At 70.6% G+C, this 20,565-nt stretch carries 21 protein-coding genes; 7 read left to right on the top strand and 14 right to left on the bottom strand.

Annotated features, from left to right (window positions below; translation table 11 throughout):
• Positions 1–9: 9 nt before the first annotated feature.
• Positions 10–999 (bottom strand): ROK family protein, encoded by a 990-nt coding sequence (locus Q2K21_RS16360; RefSeq protein WP_310771407.1) that lies wholly within the window; start codon positions 997–999, stop codon positions 10–12.
• 201 nt (positions 1,000–1,200) lie between these two features.
• Between Q2K21_RS16360 and Q2K21_RS16355 the strand changes: the two genes are divergently transcribed.
• Positions 1,201–2,307: a LacI family DNA-binding transcriptional regulator gene (locus Q2K21_RS16355; RefSeq protein ID WP_310781026.1), complete on the top strand. Its 1,107-nt coding sequence runs from the start codon at positions 1,201–1,203 to the stop codon at positions 2,305–2,307.
• A gap of 295 nt (positions 2,308–2,602) precedes the next feature.
• Here the strand turns inward: Q2K21_RS16355 and Q2K21_RS16350 are convergent, their stop codons facing one another.
• Positions 2,603–3,907: a DUF6986 family protein gene (locus Q2K21_RS16350; RefSeq protein WP_310771405.1), complete on the bottom strand. Its 1,305-nt coding sequence runs from the start codon at positions 3,905–3,907 to the stop codon at positions 2,603–2,605.
• Positions 3,908–4,126: 219 nt separating this feature from the next.
• Between Q2K21_RS16350 and Q2K21_RS16345 the strand changes: the two genes are divergently transcribed.
• On the top strand, positions 4,127–5,032 hold the full coding sequence (locus Q2K21_RS16345; protein WP_310771403.1) for an endonuclease/exonuclease/phosphatase family protein: 906 nt from the start codon (positions 4,127–4,129) through the stop codon (positions 5,030–5,032).
• A 57-nt stretch (positions 5,033–5,089) separates the two neighbouring features.
• On the opposite strand, the gene Q2K21_RS16340 is transcribed toward Q2K21_RS16345, so the two are convergent.
• From Q2K21_RS16340 to Q2K21_RS16325, 4 genes are all read right to left on the bottom strand, one after another.
• Positions 5,090–6,052, bottom strand: a complete 963-nt coding sequence (locus Q2K21_RS16340) for an electron transfer flavoprotein subunit alpha/FixB family protein (RefSeq protein WP_310771401.1) — start codon at positions 6,050–6,052, stop codon at positions 5,090–5,092.
• 57 nt (positions 6,053–6,109) lie between these two features.
• Positions 6,110–6,895: an electron transfer flavoprotein subunit beta/FixA family protein gene (locus tag Q2K21_RS16335; RefSeq protein WP_310771399.1), complete on the bottom strand. Its 786-nt coding sequence runs from the start codon at positions 6,893–6,895 to the stop codon at positions 6,110–6,112.
• Between the two features lie 194 nt (positions 6,896–7,089).
• Positions 7,090–7,602, bottom strand: coding sequence for a flavin reductase family protein (locus Q2K21_RS16330; protein ID WP_310771397.1), 513 nt, complete (start codon positions 7,600–7,602; stop codon positions 7,090–7,092).
• 297 nt (positions 7,603–7,899) lie between these two features.
• Complete coding sequence (locus tag Q2K21_RS16325) at positions 7,900–8,313, bottom strand: TlpA family protein disulfide reductase (RefSeq protein ID WP_310781024.1); 414 nt, start codon at positions 8,311–8,313, stop codon at positions 7,900–7,902.
• 75 nt (positions 8,314–8,388) lie between these two features.
• On the opposite strand from Q2K21_RS16325, the gene Q2K21_RS16320 reads away from it, so the two are divergent.
• The gene (locus Q2K21_RS16320; protein ID WP_310771395.1) at positions 8,389–8,805 is read left to right on the top strand and encodes a DUF4395 domain-containing protein; all 417 of its coding nucleotides are present in this window, start codon (positions 8,389–8,391) and stop codon (positions 8,803–8,805) included.
• A gap of 182 nt (positions 8,806–8,987) precedes the next feature.
• Positions 8,988–9,716, top strand: a complete 729-nt coding sequence (locus tag Q2K21_RS16315) for a lysophospholipid acyltransferase family protein (RefSeq protein WP_310771393.1) — start codon at positions 8,988–8,990, stop codon at positions 9,714–9,716.
• 6 nt (positions 9,717–9,722) lie between these two features.
• Here Q2K21_RS16315 and Q2K21_RS16310 read toward each other — a convergent pair whose 3' ends face one another.
• The 6 genes from Q2K21_RS16310 to Q2K21_RS16285 form a co-directional block, all read right to left on the bottom strand.
• Positions 9,723–10,415 carry a B3/B4 domain-containing protein gene (locus Q2K21_RS16310; RefSeq protein ID WP_310771391.1) on the bottom strand — a complete coding sequence of 231 codons (693 nt, stop codon included), beginning with the start codon at positions 10,413–10,415 and terminating at the stop codon, positions 9,723–9,725.
• A gap of 8 nt (positions 10,416–10,423) precedes the next feature.
• A complete protein-coding gene (locus tag Q2K21_RS16305; protein WP_310771389.1) occupies positions 10,424–11,017 on the bottom strand; it encodes a transglutaminase family protein in 594 nt (197 codons plus the stop codon).
• Positions 11,018–11,107: 90 nt separating this feature from the next.
• Complete coding sequence (locus Q2K21_RS16300) at positions 11,108–12,178, bottom strand: threonine aldolase family protein (RefSeq protein ID WP_310771387.1); 1,071 nt, start codon at positions 12,176–12,178, stop codon at positions 11,108–11,110.
• A complete protein-coding gene (locus Q2K21_RS16295; RefSeq protein ID WP_310771385.1) occupies positions 12,175–12,927 on the bottom strand; it encodes an SDR family oxidoreductase in 753 nt (250 codons plus the stop codon). Before Q2K21_RS16295 ends, Q2K21_RS16300 begins: the two co-directional genes overlap by 4 nt.
• A 29-nt stretch (positions 12,928–12,956) precedes the next feature.
• Entirely contained in the window at positions 12,957–14,354 is a 1,398-nt protein-coding gene (locus Q2K21_RS16290) for a DUF6421 family protein (protein ID WP_310771383.1), read from the bottom strand.
• Positions 14,355–14,559: 205 nt separating this feature from the next.
• Positions 14,560–16,722 carry an ATP-binding SpoIIE family protein phosphatase gene (locus Q2K21_RS16285; protein WP_310771381.1) on the bottom strand — a complete coding sequence of 721 codons (2,163 nt, stop codon included), beginning with the start codon at positions 16,720–16,722 and terminating at the stop codon, positions 14,560–14,562.
• Between the two features lie 314 nt (positions 16,723–17,036).
• On the opposite strand from Q2K21_RS16285, the gene Q2K21_RS16280 reads away from it, so the two are divergent.
• The gene (locus Q2K21_RS16280; RefSeq protein ID WP_310771379.1) at positions 17,037–17,720 is read left to right on the top strand and encodes a glycerophosphodiester phosphodiesterase; all 684 of its coding nucleotides are present in this window, start codon (positions 17,037–17,039) and stop codon (positions 17,718–17,720) included.
• A gap of 27 nt (positions 17,721–17,747) precedes the next feature.
• Here the strand turns inward: Q2K21_RS16280 and Q2K21_RS16275 are convergent, their stop codons facing one another.
• Positions 17,748–18,305 (bottom strand): GNAT family N-acetyltransferase, encoded by a 558-nt coding sequence (locus tag Q2K21_RS16275; protein ID WP_310771377.1) that lies wholly within the window; start codon positions 18,303–18,305, stop codon positions 17,748–17,750.
• Positions 18,306–18,377: 72 nt separating this feature from the next.
• On the opposite strand from Q2K21_RS16275, the gene Q2K21_RS16270 reads away from it, so the two are divergent.
• Positions 18,378–18,770, top strand: coding sequence for a VOC family protein (locus tag Q2K21_RS16270; RefSeq protein WP_310771375.1), 393 nt, complete (start codon positions 18,378–18,380; stop codon positions 18,768–18,770).
• A 62-nt stretch (positions 18,771–18,832) separates the two neighbouring features.
• Entirely contained in the window at positions 18,833–19,597 is a 765-nt protein-coding gene (locus tag Q2K21_RS16265) for a VOC family protein (RefSeq protein ID WP_310771373.1), read from the top strand.
• 203 nt (positions 19,598–19,800) lie between these two features.
• On the opposite strand, the gene Q2K21_RS16260 is transcribed toward Q2K21_RS16265, so the two are convergent.
• A complete protein-coding gene (locus Q2K21_RS16260) occupies positions 19,801–20,364 on the bottom strand; it encodes a MarR family winged helix-turn-helix transcriptional regulator (protein ID WP_386275830.1) in 564 nt (187 codons plus the stop codon).
• Positions 20,365–20,565: the final 201 nt, after the last annotated feature.

Genomic DNA, 20,565 nt, shown 5'->3' with positions numbered 1-20,565 from the left:
ATTCCGCTGTCACACCCCGGCCGCGGTCGTGTTCGTGTTCGTGTTCGCGTTCGTGTTCGTGTTCGTGTTCGTGTTCTTTGTGAGCGCGGCCGCCGCTGCGCCCACCAGCCCGGCGTCCGTGCCCATCAGCGCGGGGGCCACCGTCAGGCGCTGCACGAAGGACAGCGTGGCGTACTCGGCCAGGGCCTTGCGCAGCGGCGTGAAGAGGACCTCACCGGCCTTGCCCACTCCCCCGCCGATGACCGCGATGTCGATCTCGACGAGCGTCGCGGTCGCGGCGATACCCGCTGCCAGCGCCTGCGCGGCCCGCTCGAAGGACGCCACGGCCACCGGGTCACCGGCACGGGCGGCGGCGGCCACCGCCGCGGCCGAGGCGTCCTGGTCGGGACCCGGCCGCCAACCGCCCTCCAGGGCGCGGCGTGCGATGTTCGGTCCGCTCGCGATGCGCTCCACGCAGCCGCGCGAGCCGCACGGGCAGGGATCGCCGTCCAGGTCGACGCTGATGTGCCCGATGTGGCCCGCGTTGCCGGTCGGGCCCGAGTACAGCCGCCCGCCCAGCACCAGACCGCCGCCGACGCCCGTCGACACCACCATGCACAGCGCGTTGTCGTGGCCGCGGGCCGCGCCCTGCCAGTGTTCGGCGGCCGTGATGGCCACGCCGTCGCCGATCAGCTCGACGGGAAGGCCGCCCGTCGCCGCCCGAACCCCCTTCACCAGCGGATACTCGCGCCAGCCCGGTACGTTGACCGGGCTCACCGTGCCCGCGGACGCGTCCACCGGACCCGCGCTGCCGATGCCGACAGCGCGCACCTTGTCCCAGAGCGGGGAGACGTTCAACTCCCCTATGACGTCCTCCACGGCGCCCATCACGGTGTCGCCGTCCTCCTGCGCGGGCGTCGCGCGCTGTGCGCGCAGCAGGATCCGGCCGTGGCCGTCCACCAGCGCTCCGGCGATCTTGGTGCCGCCGATGTCGAGCGCGGCCACGAGGTCGGTGTGCATCAGTGTCAGATCTCCCAATGCTTCAGTCGTACCGGCCCGACGTACGGCGGCCGCCGTCACGGGGTCCGGGCCTCCGGCCGGGCACGGGCGGGAGGCGCCCCTGGGGGAAGGCGCAGGCCGGAGATTGCGGTGGACAGTCTCTCCCGCATCTGACAACGTTGTCCAGGCTCTATGCTCGACGCCACATCCTCATACAACCCCATGGGCCGCCGCACCCCCGTGGACGACAGGACAGGAAGGCGCATCGTGCCCGATACCGCCCGCCGTGCAGACCGCCCCGCAGACCGCCACTCCGGGAATCGCTACGGCAACCGTCCGACCATGAAGGACGTGGCGGCGCGGGCCGGCGTCGGCCTCAAGACGGTCTCGCGTGTGGTCAACGGCGAACCCGGCGTCACCCCGGACACCGAGCGCCGCGTCCAGGAGGCCATCGAGGCGCTGGGCTTCCGCCGCAACGACAGCGCACGGGTGCTGCGCAAGGGCCGCACCGCGAGCATCGGCCTCGTCCTGGAGGATCTCGCGGACCCGTTCTACGGGCCGCTCAGCCGCGCGGTCGAGGAGGTCGCCCGGGCCCACGGCGCGCTGCTGATCAACGGTTCCAGCGCGGAGGACCCGGAGCGGGAGCAGGAGCTGGTGCTGGCGCTGTGCGCGCGCCGCGTGGACGGACTGGTCGTCATCCCGGCCGGTGACGACCACCGCTATCTGGCGCCCGAGATCAAGGCCGGCGTCGCCACGGTGTTCGTGGACCGTCCCGCCGGGAAGATCGACGCCGACGTGGTGCTCTCCGACAGCTTCGGCGGTGCCCGCGACGGGGTCGCCCACCTGATCGCGAACGGTCACCGCCGGATCGGGTTCATCGGCGACATGCCGCGCATCCACACCGCGGCCGAGCGGCTGCGCGGCTACCGGACCGCCATGGAGGACGCGGGCATATCCGTCGAGGACTCCTGGATGTCCCTGGGCGTGACCGACCCCGAGCGGGTACGGCGGGCCACCGAAGAGATGCTCGCCGGTCCCGCCCCCGTCACCGCGATCTTCGCCGGCAACAACCGTGTGACGGTCACCGTCGTCCGCGTCCTCGCCGAGCACAGCCGCCCAGTGGCCCTCGTCGGCTTCGACGACTTCGAGCTGGCCGACCTTCTCAAGCCCGGTGTCACGGTCGTCGCCCAGGACGCCGCCGCGCTCGGCCGGACGGCCGCCGAACGTCTCTTCCGTCAGCTCGACGGCTCGCTCATCTCTCCGGAACGCATCGAACTCCCCACCCAGCTGATCAGCCGCGGCTCGGGCGAACTGCCGCCCGCCGACTGACCGCTGGGAGGTGCCCCCAGGTCGTACTCTGCGGCCGGAGATCGCTGATGGATGCAGCCGCATCCCGGGCGGCAACCGGCTCGCGTCCGTGGTCCGAGCCGGGCGGGCGGTCCAGGGCCGGAGGCTACGGGGCCTGAGGCATCTCTCCGATGGAGCAGGGGCTCGGAGCATGGCACCGCATGGGCTGCCTTCTCGGCCGTAGCGGTGGCGCTGGAGCCCTGCCGCTCTCGTCGGTCCTGGAGCCCCCGCTTCGGCGCCGCGTGCTGTCACGCTCCCACGTCCCTCGCGGAGCGGGTCACTTCGCCGAAGCCGTCAGATCCCCCCGCCTCGGCGCCGCGAACCGCTCCAGGTCCGCGCGGGTCAGCCCGGTGGCCCCGGCGACCTCCGTCATGTCGAGCGCCCCGCAGTCGAGGCCCCGCAACAGATAGCCACTCAGCGCCTTGGCGGTCGCCGGCTCGTCCATGACGTCGCCGCCGACGCGGCCCGCGTAGCGGGCGAGGCGGGCCGCGGCCTGCTCGAAGCCCTCGCGGTAGAAGGCGAAGACGGCCGCGTACCGGGTCGGGAGGTGGCCGGGGTGCATGTCCCAGCCCTGGTAGTAGGCGCGGGTCAGCGCGCGGCGGACGAGCCCGTAGTGCAGCCGCCAGGCGTCGTGGACCTTTTCGCTCGGGCCGACCGGCAGGACGTTCGTGGAGCCGTCGGACACGCGTACGCCGGTGCCCGCGGCCGCGACCTGCATGATCGCCTTGGCGTGGTCGGCGGCCGGGTGGTCGGAGGCCTGGTGGGCGGCGGACACGCCGAGGCAGGCACTGTAGTCGAAGGTGCCGTAGTGCAGTCCGGTGGCGCGGCCCTCGGCGGCCCGGATCATCCGGGCGACGGTGGCGGTTCCGTCGGCGGCGAGAACGGCCTGGCTGGTCTCGATCTGGATCTCGAACCCGATCCGTCCGGGCGCGAGTCCGCGCGCCTTCTCGAACTCCTCCAGCAGCCGCACCATGGCGGTGACCTGCTCGGCGTACGTCACCTTCGGCAGCGTGAGCACCAGTCCGTCCGGCAGACCGCCCGCCTCCATCAGACCCGTCAGGAAGATGTCGAGCGTGCGGATGCCGCGGTCCCGTACCGGCGCCTCCATGCACTTCATCCGGATGCCCATGTACGGGGCGGCCGTGCCCTTCTCGTGGGCCTCGGCGATCAGTCGCGCCGCGCGGGCGGCCGCCTCGTCCTCCTCCGCGTCCGGGCGTGGCCCGTAGCCGTCCTCGAAGTCGACGCGCAGGTCTTCGATCGGCTCGCGCTCCAGCTTCGCGCGTACGCGGTCGTGGACGGGCTCGGCGAGGTCGTCCGAGAGGCCGAGGACGGCGGCCAACGAGGCCGCGTCCGGGGCGTGTTCGTCGAGTGCGGCCAGGGCCCGCTCACCCCAGGAGCGGATGGTGTCGGCGGCGAAGGCGTCACCGGGGACGTAGACCGTGTGGACGGGCTGGCGCGTGCCGGGATCGCCGGGGTAGTGGCGCTCCAGCTCGGCATCGACCGGGGCGAGAGAGGCGCTGATCTCCTCACTGACGGCGCCCGCGAGGCTCGTCGCCACCCTCTCCTGTCGGCCCTGACCCATCACACAGCCTCCGTTTTCCGCAGTACGGAATCAACAATCCGTAGAACGAAGCTATCCGTGGGTCTTGCGGCTGGTCAACACCCTCTTGTGTGCGAAGCGCTTCTCGCCTTCCATGAGAGGACACCCGCACCTTTGCGATGTTCGCGCCCCTCTCATCCGGCTCTGTCACACTACGGGGCGCACGGCTCGTCCGGCACCCGCCCCAGAAGGAGCCCCCTCGTGCCCCTGTACAGCCGAGTCACGCGCCGCCTGGGCCTCAAGACCGCCGTGGCGGCCACGGTCACCCTGCCCCTGTCCAGTGCGGCACTGCCCTCGCAGCACGCCTCGGCGGCGGATCAGCACGACCGCCATCTGGAGGTCATGTCGTTCAACCTGAGACGCGCGAGCACCGCCGAGCCCAACAGCTGGACCGTCCGGCGCCCGGTGATGCGCGCGCTCTTACGCCGGGAACGCCCGCACGTCATCGGCACCCAGGAGGGCCTCTACGCCGCGGTGCGCGACATCGCGACCGACCTCGGAACGGACTACGCGTGGATCGGCACGGGCCGCGCGGGCGGCAGCCGTGACGAGTTCATGGCCGTCTTCTACGACACGCAGCGGCTGACGCCGGTGGAGTACGACCACTTCTGGCTCTCCGACACCCCCGACGTGATCGGCTCGAACACCTGGGGCGGTGCCTGCGTCCGCATGGTCACGTGGATCCGCTTCCATGATCCGCGCGGCTCGCGACGGGAGTTCTACCTCCTCAACACCCACCTCGACAACGCGAGCCAGTACGCACGCGCGCGTGCCGCCTCCCTCATCGCCGAGCGCATCGCCGGGCTCGACCGCTCGCTGCCGCTCGTGGCGACCGGCGACTTCAACGCGGCGGCCCACCACAACCCCGTCTACGACACCCTCCTCGGCGCCGGTCTGGTCGACACGTGGGACGCGGCGGCCGAGCGCACCACGGCGTACGGGACCTTCCACGGCTACCGGTCGCTGCGCCGGGACGGCGACCGCATCGACTGGATCCTGGCCACGCCCGGCGTGAGGGCGCACCGGGCGTCGGCCAACCCCTTCTCTCTCGGCGGGCAGTTCCCGAGCGACCATCTGCCGGTGCAGGCATCACTGAGCCTGGGATGAGCGAAGGCCCCCGCGACCGCACCGGCGGTCACGGGGGCCTCATGCAGGCGAAGTCGCTCAGCCCTTGCGGGCCTTGACCTCCTCGGTCAGCTGCGGGACGACCTCGAACAGGTCACCCACCACGCCGTAATCGACCAGGTCGAAGATCGGCGCCTCGGCGTCCTTGTTGATCGCCACGATCGTCTTCGACGTCTGCATACCGGCCCGGTGCTGGATCGCACCCGAGATACCCGAGGCGATGTACAGCTGCGGCGACACGCTCTTACCGGTCTGACCGACCTGGTTGGTGTGCGGGTACCAGCCCGCGTCCACCGCGGCACGCGACGCGCCGACGGCCGCACCGAGCGAGTCGGCCAGCGCCTCGATGATCGCGAAGTTCTCCGCGCCGTTGACACCACGGCCACCCGAGACCACGATCGCGGCCTCGGTCAGCTCCGGACGCCCCGTCGACTCACGCGGCGTACGGGCGGTGACCTTCGTACCGGTCGCCTTCTCGGAGAAGGACACCGACAGGGCCTCGACCGCACCGGCGGCCGGAGCTGCCTCGACGGCGGCCGAGTTCGGCTTGACCGTGATGACCGGGGTGCCCTTGATGACACGGGACTTGGTGGTGAAGGACGCGGCGAACACCGACTGGGTGGCCACCGGGCCCTCGTCGCCGGCCTCCAGGTCGACGGCGTCGGTGATGATGCCGGAGCCGATGCGCACCGCGAGACGGGCGGCGATCTCCTTGCCCTCCGCGGACGACGGCACCAGGACGGCGGCCGGGGAGACGGCCTCGTAGGCGGCCTGCAGGGCGTCCACCTTCGGGACGACCAGGTAGTCGGCGTACTCGGCGGCGTCGTGCGTGAGGACCTTCACCGCGCCGTGTTCGGCGAGCGCGGCGGCGGTGTTCTCGGCACCGGAGCCGAGGGCGACGGCGACCGGCTCGCCGATACGGCGGGCCAGGGTCAGCAGCTCCAGGGTGGGCTTGCGGACGGCACCGTCCACGTGGTCGACGTAGACGAGAACTTCAGCCATGGGAACGGATCTCCTTGCGGATTGCGAAGTCTGAGGGGCGGTGAGGCTAAGGGAGCCTTAGATGAACTTCTGGCTCGCGAGGAACTCAGCGAGCTGCTTGCCGCCCTCGCCCTCGTCCTTGACGATCGTGCCCGCGGTACGGGCCGGGCGCTCGGCCGCGGTGTCCACCGCCGTGTAGGCACCCTCCAGGCCGACCTCCTCGGCCTCGATCTCCAGGTCGGACAGGTCCCAGGACTCCACCGGCTTCTTCTTGGCCGCCATGATGCCCTTGAAGGACGGGTAACGGGCCTCACCGGACTGGTCGGTGACCGACACCACGGCCGGAAGGGACGCCTCAAGCTGCTCGGAGGCGGTGTCGCCGTCACGGCGGCCCTTCACCGTGCCGTCCTCGACCGAGACCTCCGACAGCAGGGTCACCTGCGGCACGCCCAGGCGCTCGGCCAGCAGCGCCGGGACCACACCCGCGGTGCCGTCGGTGGAGGCCATGCCGGAGATCACCAGGTCGTAGCCGGCCTTCTCGATCGCCTTGGCCAGCACCAGCGAGGTGCCGATGATGTCGGTGCCGTGCAGGTCGTCGTCCTCGACGTGGATCGCCTTGTCAGCACCCATGGACAGCGCCTTGCGCAGGGCGTCCTTGGCGTCCTCCGGGCCCACCGTCAGCACGGTGACCTCGGCGTCGTCGGCCCCCTCGGCGATCTGCAGCGCCTGCTCGACCGCGTACTCGTCGAGCTCGGAGAGCAGACCGTCCACGTCGTCCCGGTCGACGGTCAGGTCATCGGCGAAGTGCCGGTCGCCAGTGGCGTCGGGCACGTACTTCACAGTGACAACGATCCTCAAGCTCACGCCGGCTCTCCTACTGCATCGTCATTTCTGGGCTGCCTTCTTGCAGGCAGCATAGGCGCCTGAAGCGGCCGATCCCGGTCGGGGCGACCGCGCGCTCCGAACGAAATATTACTCGCCAGTACACCCAGTCCATGCCCACTAAGCAAGCGCTTTGAACTGTGACCTTCGCAACGCTGAGTAACCGGCCAGTAGGTTCAGTCACGCAGGCCGTTGAAGCGCCCCTGATGGTAGACAAGCGGGCGTCCCGCGCCCGAGGGATCGCCGACGACGACCTCGGCGAGGACGATGCGGTGGTCTCCGGCGGGTACGCGGGCCACCACGCGGCAGACGAGCCAGGCGAGCACGTCGTCCAGGACGGGAACGCCCTCGGGGCCCTCGCGCCAGCCGGTGGGAGCGCCGAAGCGGTCGGCCCCGCTGCGGGCGAAGGTGCCGGCCAGGGATTCCTGGTGTTCACCGAGTATGTGCACCCCGACGTGGTCCGCCTCGGAGATGACGGGCCAACTGGAGGCACCGACGCCGATGCCGAACGACACCAGCGGGGGCTCGGCGGAGACGGAGGTGAGGGAGGTGGCGGTGAAACCGACCGGCCTGCCGCCCCGCTGGGCGGTGATCACGGCGACTCCCGCCGCGTGCCGGCGGAAGACGGAGCGCAGCAGGTCCGGGGAGGCGAGCTGAGGGGTGCCGAGGTCGGGCGGCGTGGCCGTCATGGAGTTGTCCTTCTGCGAGAGGTGACGTGGGGGTCCCCCCGCTCGGGCGAGGCCGGGAGTGGGGGCGGATCCGTGGCTGCTCAGCAGGCCGGACAGCGCGCACTCGCGGTGCGGGCCAGGTCCACGTGGACACGCTCGAAAAGAAGGAGTTCCGGGGGCATAGGGTCAGGCTGACGATACGTGGTGCGTGCAGTCAAGCGCGTTCCGGCATCTGGGAGATGCGTCACCGGCTGCCTCACGGTCACCTCACAGGCTGGAGGAAGGGCCTGGTGCCGCGACACCAGGGCCGAGGGGGCGTCAGACGGCCTCGCCGAGCGCGGCGATCACGTCGGCCTTGCGTGGCTGTCCCGTCGCACGTCGCACGATCCGCCCGTCCGCGTCGAGGACGAGCACGGTCGGTGTCTTCAGGATGTCGAGTTCGCGGACGAGTTCGAGCCGCTGCTCGGCGTCGATCTCCACATGGGAGACGCCGGGAACCATTCCGGCCACCTCGGCGAGGGTCCGCCGCGTCGCCCGGCAAGGGGCGCAGAAGGCGCTGGAGAACTGCACGAGCGTGGCCCGTTCGCCGAGCCTCTGGCCCAACTCGGCCGCACCCAGCCGCTTTCCGCCGTCACGCCCGCGCACTCTCACTCTCCCGCTCCGCCGCCGGTGCAGCACTCCGTACGCGCTCGCCGACACCAGCACGGCCAGGCACACCACAAGTCCGGTCATCATCTGCTCCAGCGTTCATGAGACTGCAAAGATTCCCGGCCCCCCACATCGCTTGCGCTGCGGAATCCTTGATTCATGGACATCGATGTGAGGGGGCCGCGCTTCGGAGCGGCCGTGACGACCCTAGTACTGGCCGTCGTCCTGGTCACCGGCAGTGCCTGGCTACTGGCCTGGCAGCTCCTGGCGTTCGCGCTGGGTGCGGCCGGGGGTGTGGCGCGCTCACCGTACGGCTGGTTGTTCCGGACGGTGGTCCGGCCGAGGATCGGGCCACCTACGGAGTTCGAGGCGCCGCAGCCGCCGCAGTTCGCGCAGACGGTCGGGCTCGTCTTCGCCGTCCTCGGGCTCGTCGGCTACACGGCGGGTCCGCAGTGGCTGGGGCTCGCGGCGACCGGGGCGGCGCTCGCCGCCGCCTTCCTGAACGCCGCGTTCGGGTATTGCCTGGGTTGCGAGTTGTACCTGCTGGTACGGCGGGTGGGGGTCCGCGCGGAGTGACGGCGGGCCGGAAACCCGGGGCGGTTCATACGGCCGACGTGATGAGGATCTCGCCGTACACGGGCACCAGGACTGGCTCCCCGCCCGTTCTTGGGGCACGATCTGCGAGATGCCGTAAACCTACGGCTGCGTAACTTCCGCCGGGAGTCCCTTCCCAGGCAGAGAGAAGGGCCGTCCCGTCCATGGCTGAGCTTGTCTACCGTCCCGCCATCGGTCTCGCCCTCACGTTGTTCAAGGCGTGGGACCTGAAGATCGACTGCAAGGGGTCGGAGAACATCCCGCGCTCGGGCGGTGCGGTGCTGGTGAGCAACCACATCAGCTATCTGGACTTCATCTTCAACGGACTGGCCGCACTCCCGCAGAAGCGACTGGTGCGTTTCATGGCCAAGGAGTCGGTCTTCCGGCACAAGGTCTCCGGCCCGCTGATGCGCGCCATGAAGCACATCCCGGTGGACCGCAACCAGGGCGAGGCGGCGTACGCGCACGCGCTCGACTCGCTGAGGTCGGGCGAGGTGATCGGGGTCTTCCCGGAGGCGACCATCTCGCAGTCGTTCACCCTGAAGAGCTTCAAGTCGGGTGCCGCGCGCCTGGCGCAGGAGGCGGGCGTCCCGCTGGTCCCGATGGCGGTGTGGGGCACGCAGCGGCTGTGGACCAAGGGCCACCCGCGCAACTTCAAGCGCAGCCACACCCCCATCACGATCCGGGTCGGCGAGGCGATCGAGGCCTCTCGCGACAAGTACGCGGGCGCGCTCACCCGTCAGCTGCGCGAGCGCGTCCAGGAGCTGCTGGAGGCCGCGCAGCGCGCCTACCCCGTGCGCCCCAAGAGCCCGGACGACACCTGGTGGATGCCGGCCCACCTCGGCGGCACGGCACCGACGCCGGAGCAGTTGCGCGCCGCCGAGGCGCACTGACGCGCATCACGCGGGGGCGTGGACGGTGATCCGCGCTCCGGGGCTGAACTTCTCCAGCAGCTCGGCGAGTTCGGCGCCGGCCTGCTCGACGTCGGCCACCGGCATCGGAGCGAGGCCCTCCAGCAGGAAGAGCGCCGAGGTGGAGTCCTCGGTGAGCCGGGTGCGCGGCCCCTGGCGCCAGTTCCAGCGGCGGCATGTCACGCCGGCCTCGTCGCGCCAGACCACCTCGCCGGTGTCGGGGTGCTCCACGGCCTCCTCGCCCGCCGCGACGGTCACGAACTCCTCGTCACCCGTGGCCCGTACGAGGTGCATCCCGCCCTGGATGCGGTCGAGGTCCTCGCCGCCGACCGGGATCAGATGGGCGACGCTGATCGCGTTGTAGACGTCGACGAGCACGTTGATCCGGGGCAGACCGGCGTCCGACAGGGCCCGCTTCGCCAGGGCTTCGGCCGAGTTCCGGGTGCGGGACGGTTTGGCGCCGAAGGCGGTGTACACCGCGCGCCACGCCGCCATGTGCGGGTCCTCGTGCGGGGCGCGCCCGTCCAGGCGGGCGGCGAGCCGGCGCGCCGCGTCGTCGAGCAGCGCCGAAGTCTCCTCGGTGCTGGGTCCGTTGACGAGTCCGTGGGCCTCGATCGCGAGGTGTGTGAATCCGGGCGCCAGGGCGCGCACCTCGTCGGACACGGTCAGGGTGGGAGTCATCGCTTGCCTCAGAGTGCGGTGGGGAGCGTCTTCCAAAGGGCCGGTCGGTCGGGCGCCGCCTTGAGGACGCTCACGACTGCCGGGTGAGGTACAGCGTACAGGACTGGATAGTCCACCTCACTGGACTTCTCGTCCGGGATCCAGGCCAGTCGCTCGCCGTCGAGGGAGAACCGGGCGTCGACGCCTGGTTTGTTGCCACGGGGGTCCTGCCGGTGCCAGGCGCCGTTGAACCGCACGGCCACCAGACCGTGCACGGCATGACCACTGCCGTCGTCATGCAGGAGGCGCTGGTAGCACAGCGCCGCCGGAATGTCCTCGGCGCGCAGCAGCGCCGCCAGCGCGTGCGCCTTGGCGTAGCAGATGCCGGTGCGCTGCTCAAGGACGTCGGAGGCGCGCCAGGTGACGCGCAGGTCACCGCTGTCGGCGGAGTGCGGAATGGTGTCGCGCACGAACTCGTACGCGGCCTGCGCATAGGCATACGAGTCAGCCACTCGGTCCGCTAGGCGCGCGGCCGTCTCACGGACCACGGGGTGATGATGGTCGATGACCTCGTCAGCAGCCAAGTAGGCGGACAGGTCCGAGGTTTGCTGGATCAGCTCCATGCCCGCAGAGCATAGGAATGCGACCGACCTACAGTCAATGACTTTTCGATCGGCCGCATACCTATGCAGTTTTTTGGATCCTGCGGACGGTTACCGCGCCATCTCCTCCTTGAGTGCCGCCACGAACCGGTCCACGTCGTCCTCGGTCGTGTCGAAGGCGCACATCCATCGGACGACGCCGGCGGCCTCGTCCCAGAAGTAGAAGCGGAAGCGCTTCTGCAGGCGCTCACTCACGTCGTGCGGAAGGCGGGCGAAGACCCCGTTGGCCTGCACCGGGTAGAGGATCTCGACGCCGTGCACCGCGCGGACGCCCTCCGCGAGACGCTGGGCCATCTCGTTGGCATGGCGGGCGTTGCGCAGCCACAGGTCCTTGGCGAGCAGGGCCTCCAGCTGCACGGACACGAAGCGCATCTTGGAGGCGAGCTGCATGGACAGCTTGCGCAGATGCTTCATGTGGCTGACGGCGTCCTGGTTGAGGACGACGACCGCCTCGCCGAACAGCGCGCCGTTCTTCGTCCCCCCGAGGGAGAGGATGTCGACGCCGACCGCGTTGGTGAACGTCCGCATCGGCACGTCCAGGGAGGCGGCCGCGTTGGCTATGCGAGAGCCGTCCAGATGCACCCTCATGCCCCGCGCGTGGGCATGCTCGCAGATCGCGCGGATCTCGTCGGGCGTGTAGAGGGTCCCCAGTTCGGTGCTCTGGGTGATCGAGACGACCTGCGGCATCGCCCGGTGCTCGTCCTCCCAGCCGTACGCCTGCCGGTCGATCAGCTCGGGCGTGAGCTTGCCGTCGGGCGTGGGCACCGTGAGCAGCTTCAGGCCGCCCATGCGCTCGGGGGCACCGCCCTCGTCGACGTTGATGTGCGCGCTCTCGGCGCAGATCACCGCGCCCCAGCGGTCGGTGACCGCCTGGAGCGCGACGACGTTCGCGCCGGTGCCGTTGAAGACCGGGAAGGCCTCCGCCGTGGCACCGAAGTGGCTGCGGATGATCCGCTGGAGGTTCTCGGTGTAGTCGTCCTCGCCGTACGCCACCTGATGGCCGCCGTTGGCCACGGCCAGGGCGGCGAGCACCTCGGGATGGGCCCCGGCGTAGTTGTCACTGGCGAAACCGCGGACCTCCGGGTCGTGATGGCGACGCGCGTCGGTCTTGGGAGGGTTCACGGCTTCTCGGTCAGCCACAGACGGTTTCCGTTCACTTCGGCGGCGGACTTGTCCCAGACTGCGACGATGGCCTCGGCCAGGTCCTTGACATCGGTGAAGCCCGCGAACTTCGCGTTGGGTCGCTCGGCGCGCATCGCGTCGTGCACCAGCGCCTTCACCACCAGGATCGCAGCCGCGGACGTCGGCCCATCGGCGCCCCCGGCCTTGCGGAAGTAGTCGGCCATGGCCAGCGTCCATGCCTCGGCGGCGGCCTTGGCCGCGGAGTACGCGGCGTTGCCCGCGGTGGGCTTGCTCGCGCCCGCGGCGCTGATCAGGAGATACCGGCCGCGGTCGCTCCGCTGCAGCGCCTCGTGGAACGCGAGGGAGGTGTGCTGGACGGTGCGGACGAGCAGCAGCTCCAGGAAGTCCCAGTCGTCCAGGCTCGTCCTGGTGAACGTCTCGCTGCCGCGCCAGCCGCCCACGAGGTGCACGAGCCCGTCGACGCGGCCGAAGTCCTTCTCGATCCGTGTGGCCCAGTCGCGGGTGGCCTGGAGGTCGAGCAGGTCGACCGTGTCCCCGACGACGGTGGCGCCACCATGTGCGTAGCGCGCCGCGTCCACTGCCTCCGCAAGCCGCTCCGGGTCGTTGTCCGAGCCGATGACGGTCGCTCCCGCCTCGGCGAGCCGCAGTAGCGTCGCCTTGCCGGCGGGTCCGCCCGCGCCGGCCACCGCGATCACAGCGCCGCTCAGCGGCCCGTTCCCGTTCCCCATGCTCCTCGCCTCCCGAGCAGTGCGGGCGCTCACGCGGCGACCCGCTCGGCGCTCTCCGCGGTGATGCCCTTGGTCGAGGCGATCACGTTCTTGAGCTTCTTGGAGAGCGCCTCATAGAACATGCTCAGCGGAAACTCGTCCGGAAGCACGTCGTCCACGAGCTTACGCGGCGGCTGCGTCAGATCCAGGGCGTCCGGGCCCTTGGCCCAGCGGGATCCCGGGTGCGGGGCGAGGTAGGTGGAGACCAGCTCGTAGCCGGCGAACCAGTGGACGAGCTTGGGTCGGTCGATGCCGTCCCGGTACAGCTTCTCGATTTCGGCACACAGCTGGTTGGTGACCTGCGGGGCCCGCTGCCAGTCGATGAACAGCTTGTTGTCGGTCCAGCGGACGACGTCGTGCTTGTGCAGGTAGGCGAAGAGCAGCTGGCCGCCGAGGCCGTCGTAGTTGCGGACACGGTCGCCGGTGACAGGGAAGCGGAACATCCGGTCGAAGAGCACCGCGTACTGAACGTCACGGGCCTGCGGAACGCCGTCGGCCTCCAGCTTCACGGCCTCCTTGAAGGCGGTGAGGTCGCAGCGCAGCTCCTCCAGGCCGTACATCCAGAACGGCTGCCGCTGCTTGATCATGAACGGGTCGAACGGCAGGTCGCCGTGGCTGTGGGTGCGGTCGTGCACCATGTCCCACAGCACGAAGGCCTCCTCGCAGCGCTTCTGGTCGTGGACCATCGCGGCGATGTCCTCGGGCAGCTCCAGGCCCAGGACGGTGACGGCGGCGTCGGTGACCCGGCGGAAGCGGGCGGCCTCGCGGTCGCAGAAGATGCCACCCCAGGAGAATCGTTCCGGCGCCTCGCGCACGGCGATGGTCTCGGGGAAGAGGACGGCCGAGTTGGTGTCGTAGCCCGCGGTGAAGTCCTCGAAGGTGATGCCGCAGAACAACGGGTTGTCGTAGCGGGTGGCCTCCAGCTCGGCGAGCCAGTCCGGCCAGACCATGCGCAGGACGACCGCTTCGAGGTTGCGGTCCGGGTTGCCGTTCTGCGTGTACATCGGGAAGACAACCAGGTGCTGCAGCCCGTCCCGGCGGTTCGCGGCGGGCTCGAAGGCCAGCAGCGAGTCGAGGAAGTCGGGCACCTTGAAGCCCTCGTCGACCCACCGGTACAGGTCCTTCACGAGCGCCTCGTGGTAGGCGACGTCGTGCGGCAGCAACGAAGAGAGCTCCTCGACGGCGTGCGCCACACGCCGTACGGCGAGCTCGGCGTCCGCGGGGTCCGGCGCGCCCTCGGCGTCGAAGTCGATGGAGCCGTCCTTGGCCTGCCATGGCCGGATTTGTTCCACGGCATCCTTGAGCACGGGCCACGCCGGATGGTCCACCACCCTGCCCTGCGGAGAAATCCGCTCCTCCGAACCCGCCTGCACAAGAATTTCCGTCATAACCCATCCTCCACGGGAGAACCTCGCGTAGGGACACCGTATGCGTACGGGGTTTCTCCCAGCAAGTAGGGCCTCGGGAAATTATCCTGCCAGCCCCCCACGATCGCCGCACTTTTTCCTGTCACGTACGGGAGGAGCGACGACTTCCGCTGTAGAGTACGGCGCCGTACCAGGCGTGCACAGGGCAGCCGTTTTTGGACAGCATCTACGGGCCGGGGTGCAGGAGTTGTTCGGTCCAGATGCACTTGCCGGTGGGGGTGTAGCGGGCGCCCCAGCGATCGGCGAGCGCGGCGATCAGCTGAAGCCCCCGGCCGCCCTCGTCCGTGTCGGCCGCACGACGGATCCGGGGCATGGTGGGGCTGCCGTCGGTGAGCTCGCAGATCAGTGCCCGGCTGCGCAGCAGGCGCAAGGTGACCGGTCCGCCGGCGTGGCGCACCACGTTGCCGACCAGCTCGCTGACCAGCAACTCGGTGGTCATCACCAGGTCGTCCAGATCCCACCGGCCGAGCTGTTCCCGGATGTGGCGGCGGGCCTGGCCCGCGGCCTGGGGATCGACGGGCAGCGGCCAGCAGGCCATGTCCTCGGGGGGAATCGGGTGGACCCCGGCGATGAGCACGGCCGTGTCGTCTCCACCATGTCGCTGGACGGGCTGCACCGCGCTGATGAGTGAGTCGCATATCGCGTCGAGTCGTGCGGCCAGTGTGCCGTTCGGCTCGGCGAGGGAGGGGGCGGCACTCAGGTGCTCGGCCATCAGTGCCATACCCACGTCCAGGTCACGGTCGGGCGACTCGAGCAGGCCGTCGGTGTAGAGCACCAGCAGACTGCCGGGAGGAAGCTCCAGCGAGCAGGAGTCGAAGGGCGGGCTCGCCGCGCCGAGCGGCGGATTGAGCGGAAGGTCGGGAAAACGCACCGTCCCGTCGGGGTGGACCACGGCCGGTGGCGGGTGCCCTGCGCTGAGCATGGAGCAGTGGCCGCTGGTGGGGTCGTACACGACGTACAGGCAGGTGGCGCAGAAGTCGTCACCGAGGGCCGAGACCAGGTCGTTGAGATGGAAGAAGACCTCGTCCGGCGGCAGCTCCAGGTCGGCGAGGGTGTGGACGGCGGTGCGCAGCCGCCCCATGGTGACGGCCTCGGGCAGGCCGTGCCCCATGACGTCTCCGACGACCAGGGCGACACGGTCCCCGGACAGCGGGATGACGTCGTACCAGTCGCCGCCGACCTCAATTCCCTCGCCGGCGGGCAGGTATCGGGCGGCGGCGGTGACGGCGGGCACGGTGGGCAGAGCGTGCGGGAGCAGGCCGCGCTGCAGCTCGCGGGCTCGGCTGTGCTCGGTGTCGTAGAGGCGGCCTCGTTCCAGGGACTGGGCCACGAGACCACTCAGGGCCGTGCACAGGGTGCGCTCCTCACTACTGAAGGTGTGCGGCTGCGCGTAGGAGATGACCAGGACACCGACCGTCCGCCCGGAGGTCACCAGCGGCAGGAACGCCCACGCCTGCTTACCGCCCTGGCGGGGAAGCTCCGCGAGTGCGGGGTACTTGCTGATGTACTCCTTGGCCGAACAGACATACGTGGGGACACCGGTGATCAGGGCCTGGTGGGACGGGGGGTTGGCGTTTATCGGGACCGTGCTGACCAGCTTCAGGAACTCCGGCGGATATCCCGCGGCACCCAGGAGGATGAGGTCGTCCCCGACCCGGTCCCAGACGCTGATGCCGGCGGCGCCGAACAACGGCCGCACATGCTCCGTGACGGCGTCGACCACGTCCTGGCCGGTGACCGCCGCCGCGAGGGCTCGGGTCACGGTCGCGATCCGAGCCGTGCGCTCCACCGCCTCCCCCTCCGCCCGGGCCGTCTCCGCCTCCCGCCGCCTGGCGCCGGTGACGTCGGTCAGGTGCACGGTCAGGCCGCCGGGCACGGCGATCAGCCGCAGGCACAGCCACCGCTGGTCGACAGTCACCTGGAACCCGACCGGGCTGTCGCCGGTGCCGGCCCGCAGACAGGCCTCCTGGAGATCGGACGTGCCGAGGGCAGGGGCCGCTTCCCACAACAGGCGGCCGACCAGCGGTACCCCCAGGCCGAGGAGACGCTCCGCCTCGACGTTGGCGAACGTGATACGCCCCTCGGCGTCCAGAGCCACGAACCCCTCACTCATATGGGCCAGGGCTTGCCGGACCGCGTCCTGGAGAGGTTCCCGCGACCGGGGTGCGGGCGGCTGCTGAACGGGGTCGGAGTCCAGTCGCTCGGCGGTCCACCAGGCCACGGCGGCGAGCAACTGCCGGTCGTCTGTCGCCTCCCCGACCGAGGACGCCGGAGCCAGGGAGTCCGCCGACGTGGGGGTCGGCCAGGAGCTTTCCTGTTCCAGGGTCATGTGCTCATTCACTCACCTGTCTCCGCCGCACCGAAAGCGCGGCGAACAAAGGGCACAGAATCAGCTAAAAGGATATCGATTCCGCCCCCGAGTGGCGGAATTCCGCGCCCGGGTCAACGACCGTTTGACGCGCCCACTCAGGGGTGACACCCGGTCGGCCGTATCGGCCGGATTCGCGCGGTCCCGTGCGTCCATTGCCCCGTGTACGAGCGGGTTCATCGCGGAGCCGGGCCATTAGGCTGCGGCCGTGCCGCGCGGGTACGGGAGCGCTCCGCGCGGCAGCCGAGCCGCCGTCGACGGAAGCGAGTTGAACCTTGAACTTCCTCACCATCGGTCACCGCGGAGTCATGGGCGTCGAACCCGAGAACACCCTCCGGTCGTTCGTCGCCGCCGAGCGCGCGGGCCTCGACCTGATCGAACTCGATCTGCATCTCAGCAAGGACGGCGCCCTCGTGATCATGCACGACGCCGATGTGGACCGTACGACCGACGGCGCGGGGCCGATCGCCGAGAAGACCCTCGCCGAGCTGCGCACGCTCGACGCCGGTCGTGGCGAGCGCGTCCCCGTCTTCGAGGAGGTCCTGGACGCGGTGCGGGCGCCGCTCCAGGCCGAGATCAAGGACGTGGCGGCGGCGCGGGTGCTCGCCGAGGTGATGCACCGCCGGGACCTGGTCGGCCGGGTCGAGGTGTTGTCGTTCCACGACGAGGCGATCGCCGAGATCGCCCGGTTGGTACCGGGCGTGCGCACCGCGCTGGTCGCCAGTCGCTACGGCACCGACGTCGTGGACAGGGCCGTCGAGGCCGGTGCCGGGACCCTCTGTCTCAACATCCGCCGGCTCACCTTGGAGATCGTCGAGCATGCGCGCAAGGCGGACCTGAGGATCATCGGCTGGGTCGTGAACACCCAGGACCACCTGCGGCTCGTCCGCGCCCTGCAACTGGACGGCGCGACCACCGACTACCCGGAGATCAAGCGCACCGGCCGCTTCACCGCCTGAGCATCACGCGCCGGGATACGACCGAGGTCACACCAACGGCTTGACCAGCAGCTCGAACTGCAGGTCGTCACGGAGCGGGATGCCGAAGCGCTCGTCGCCGTACGGGAAAGGGCTCATCCGTCCCGTACGGCGGTAGCCGCGCCGCTCGTACCAGGCGATCAGGTCGTCCCGTACGGAGATCACGGTCATGTGCATCTCCGAGACGCCCCACGTCGCCCGGGCCGTCCGCTCCGCCTCGGCGATGACCGTCTTGCCGACCCCACCGCCCTGGAGGGTGGGACTGACCGCGAACATGCCGAAGTAGGCGTGGTCGCCACGGTGTTCGAGCTGGCAGCAGGCGATGACCGCACCGTCGCGTTCGACGGTGAGCAGCCGGCTGTCGGGCGACTTGATGACCTCGAGCACGCCCTCGGGATCGGTGCGCTGCCCCTCGAGGATGTCCGCCTCGGTGGTCCAGCCTCCCCGGCTGGAATCGCCGCGGTACGCCGACTCGATCAGCGCGACCAGCGCGTCGATGTCGGCTTCGGTGGCGTCGCGGAAGGTCGGTCCGGTCGTGGCGGTGGCGGCGCTGACGGCGCTTTCCATGGGGTGCCTCTCCAATTCGATGGCGCGGCGCGGGCATCGACGAGGGTAACCCTCCCACTAGGCTCCGGATGTATGGTCCACGTACTGAGCAGCCGCACCCTCCTGCGCCCCACCGACCCGGAGCGCTCCCGCGCCTTCTACGGCGAGAAGCTGGGGCTCCAGGTCTACCGGGAGTTCGGTACGGGGCCCGAGCGCGGGATCGTGTACTTCCTCGGCGGCGGCTTCCTGGAGGTGTCGGGCCGCGGTGACGCCCCGCCCTCCCCGGCGCTGAAGCTGTGGCTGCAGGTGCCGGACGTGACGGTCGCGCACGAGGAGCTGGTCGGCGCCGGGGTCACGATCGTGCGGCCACCCGTGAAGGAGCCGTGGGGTCTGATCGAGATGTGGATCGAGGACCCGGACGGCACGCAGATCGTGCTCGTGGAGATCCCCGCCGAGCATCCCCTGCGCTACCGCCCCGGGATCTGATGCCGCCGACCAGGCGCGGGCATAGCCTGCTGAACAGGGACGCGAGTGACGGGAGGCACCCCATGAAACTCGACGAACCGGTCACCGGCGGACCCTGTTGGACGGAGCTGGGGACCAGCGACCTGGAGGCGGCCAAGCGGTTCTACACCGAGCTGTTCGGCTGGCGGCCGGAGACCGACCCACGGCAGGAGGCGGGCGGCTACACCGTCGCACACCTCGGCGACGCGGCGGTCGCCGCCCTCACCCCGCTGTACCAGGAATCGCAACCGGTCGCCTGGAACGTGTCGTTCCAGGTCGCCGACGCGGACACGGCAGCCGAGGCGGTGCGGTCGGCCGGCGGCACGGTGATCCTGGGGCCGATGGACGTCTTCGACGTGGGCCGGTTCGCGGTCGCGCTCGACCCGGGCGGCGCGGCCTTCCAAATGTGGCAGCCGCGAGCCTTTCCCGGTGCGGGGCTGTTCAACGCGCCGGGTTCGCTGGGCTGGGTGGAGCTGCTGACGCGCGAGCCGGACCGGGTCACCGACTTCTACACGACGGTCTTCGGCTGGACCGTGAACGCCTCCGAGGCTTACACGCAATGGGGCCTCGCGGGCGCCGACTTCGGCGGCATGCTCACCATGGGCGACCGGTTCCCGCCCGAGGTGCCGTCGCACTGGCTGCCGTACTTCGCGGTCGAGGACGTGGACGCCACGGCGTCCGCCTCGACTCAGGCGGGCGCGAGCGTCCTGATGGAACCGACGTCGGTCCCGGACGGCCCGCGCATCGCCGTCCTGAAGGACCCGCAGGGCGCGGTGTTCGGCATCTACGTGGCAGGCCAGGAGGGCTGAACCCGGCCAGACCTTGGCCGCGCGACGGCGCCCGCGTCCGGCCGACGGCGTGCCCGTCACCTGGTCGATGACAGGTGCGTACGCCCAGCGTTGCCCGTACGGGTTGAAGGCGTCGCCGTCGTGGTCGGGCAGCTCGTCGGCGGTGAATGTCAGGGGGTTCTCGTCCTCCGTCAGCTTCTCGCAAGGTTTCCGACGGTGCGTGATCAGCCGCGCGGCGCGCCGAGGCGGCCCTCCAGCTGGACGAGCAGTTCTCCGAGCAGGGCGGCGAGTTCACGCTGTCCCTCGTCGTCGAGGCCGGACAGGACGCCCGTCTCGTACGAGAGCTGCTCGGGCAGGATGCCGTCGACGAGGTCGCGGCCCGCGTCGGTGAGCCGGACATGGGCGACGCGGCGGTCGCGGGTGTCGCCGCGCCGCTCGACCAGGCCCCGTTCGGTGAGCTGCTTGAGGCGCTTGGTCACGGCGGCGCCGGAGGAGAATGTCTCGCGGGCGATCTCGCCGGGGGTCAGCTCGTGGCCCGTGCGCCGCAATGTGCCGAGGACGTCGAACTCGGGGCGGGTGAGTCCGGCGCGGCGCAGCGGCGCGTCCTCGGCCTGCTGGAGCAGGGCGGCGCAGCGGTTGACGCGCCCGATGATCTCCATGGGGCTGGTGTCGATGTCGGGTCGGACGGCCCGCCACTGACGCACGACGGCGGCGACGGTGTCGCCCGCCGGACCGCGCCGGGCGGCCCCGGCGCCCGCGGTCTCCCCGCCACCGGCACCGTCCTCCACGGCCCTCCGTCCGCCGGCACCGTCCTCCACGGCCCTGCGTCCGCCGGCACCGTCCTCCACGGCCCTCCGTCCGCCGGCACCGTCCTCCACGGCCCTCCGTCCGCCGGCACCGTCCTCCACGGCCCTTCGTCCGCCGGCTCCGCTGTCCGCGGCCTGCCGGCCGGCGGCGTTCCCCGTCGTGGCCGCCCGTCCGTTCGCTGC

The organism is Streptomyces sp. CGMCC 4.7035 (genome assembly GCF_031583065.1).
GTDB classification, from domain to species: Bacteria; Actinomycetota; Actinomycetes; order Streptomycetales; family Streptomycetaceae; genus Streptomyces; species Streptomyces yaanensis.
The sequence above is the reverse complement of the archived record's forward strand: the minus strand, read 5'-3'. Positions and strand labels throughout refer to the sequence as shown.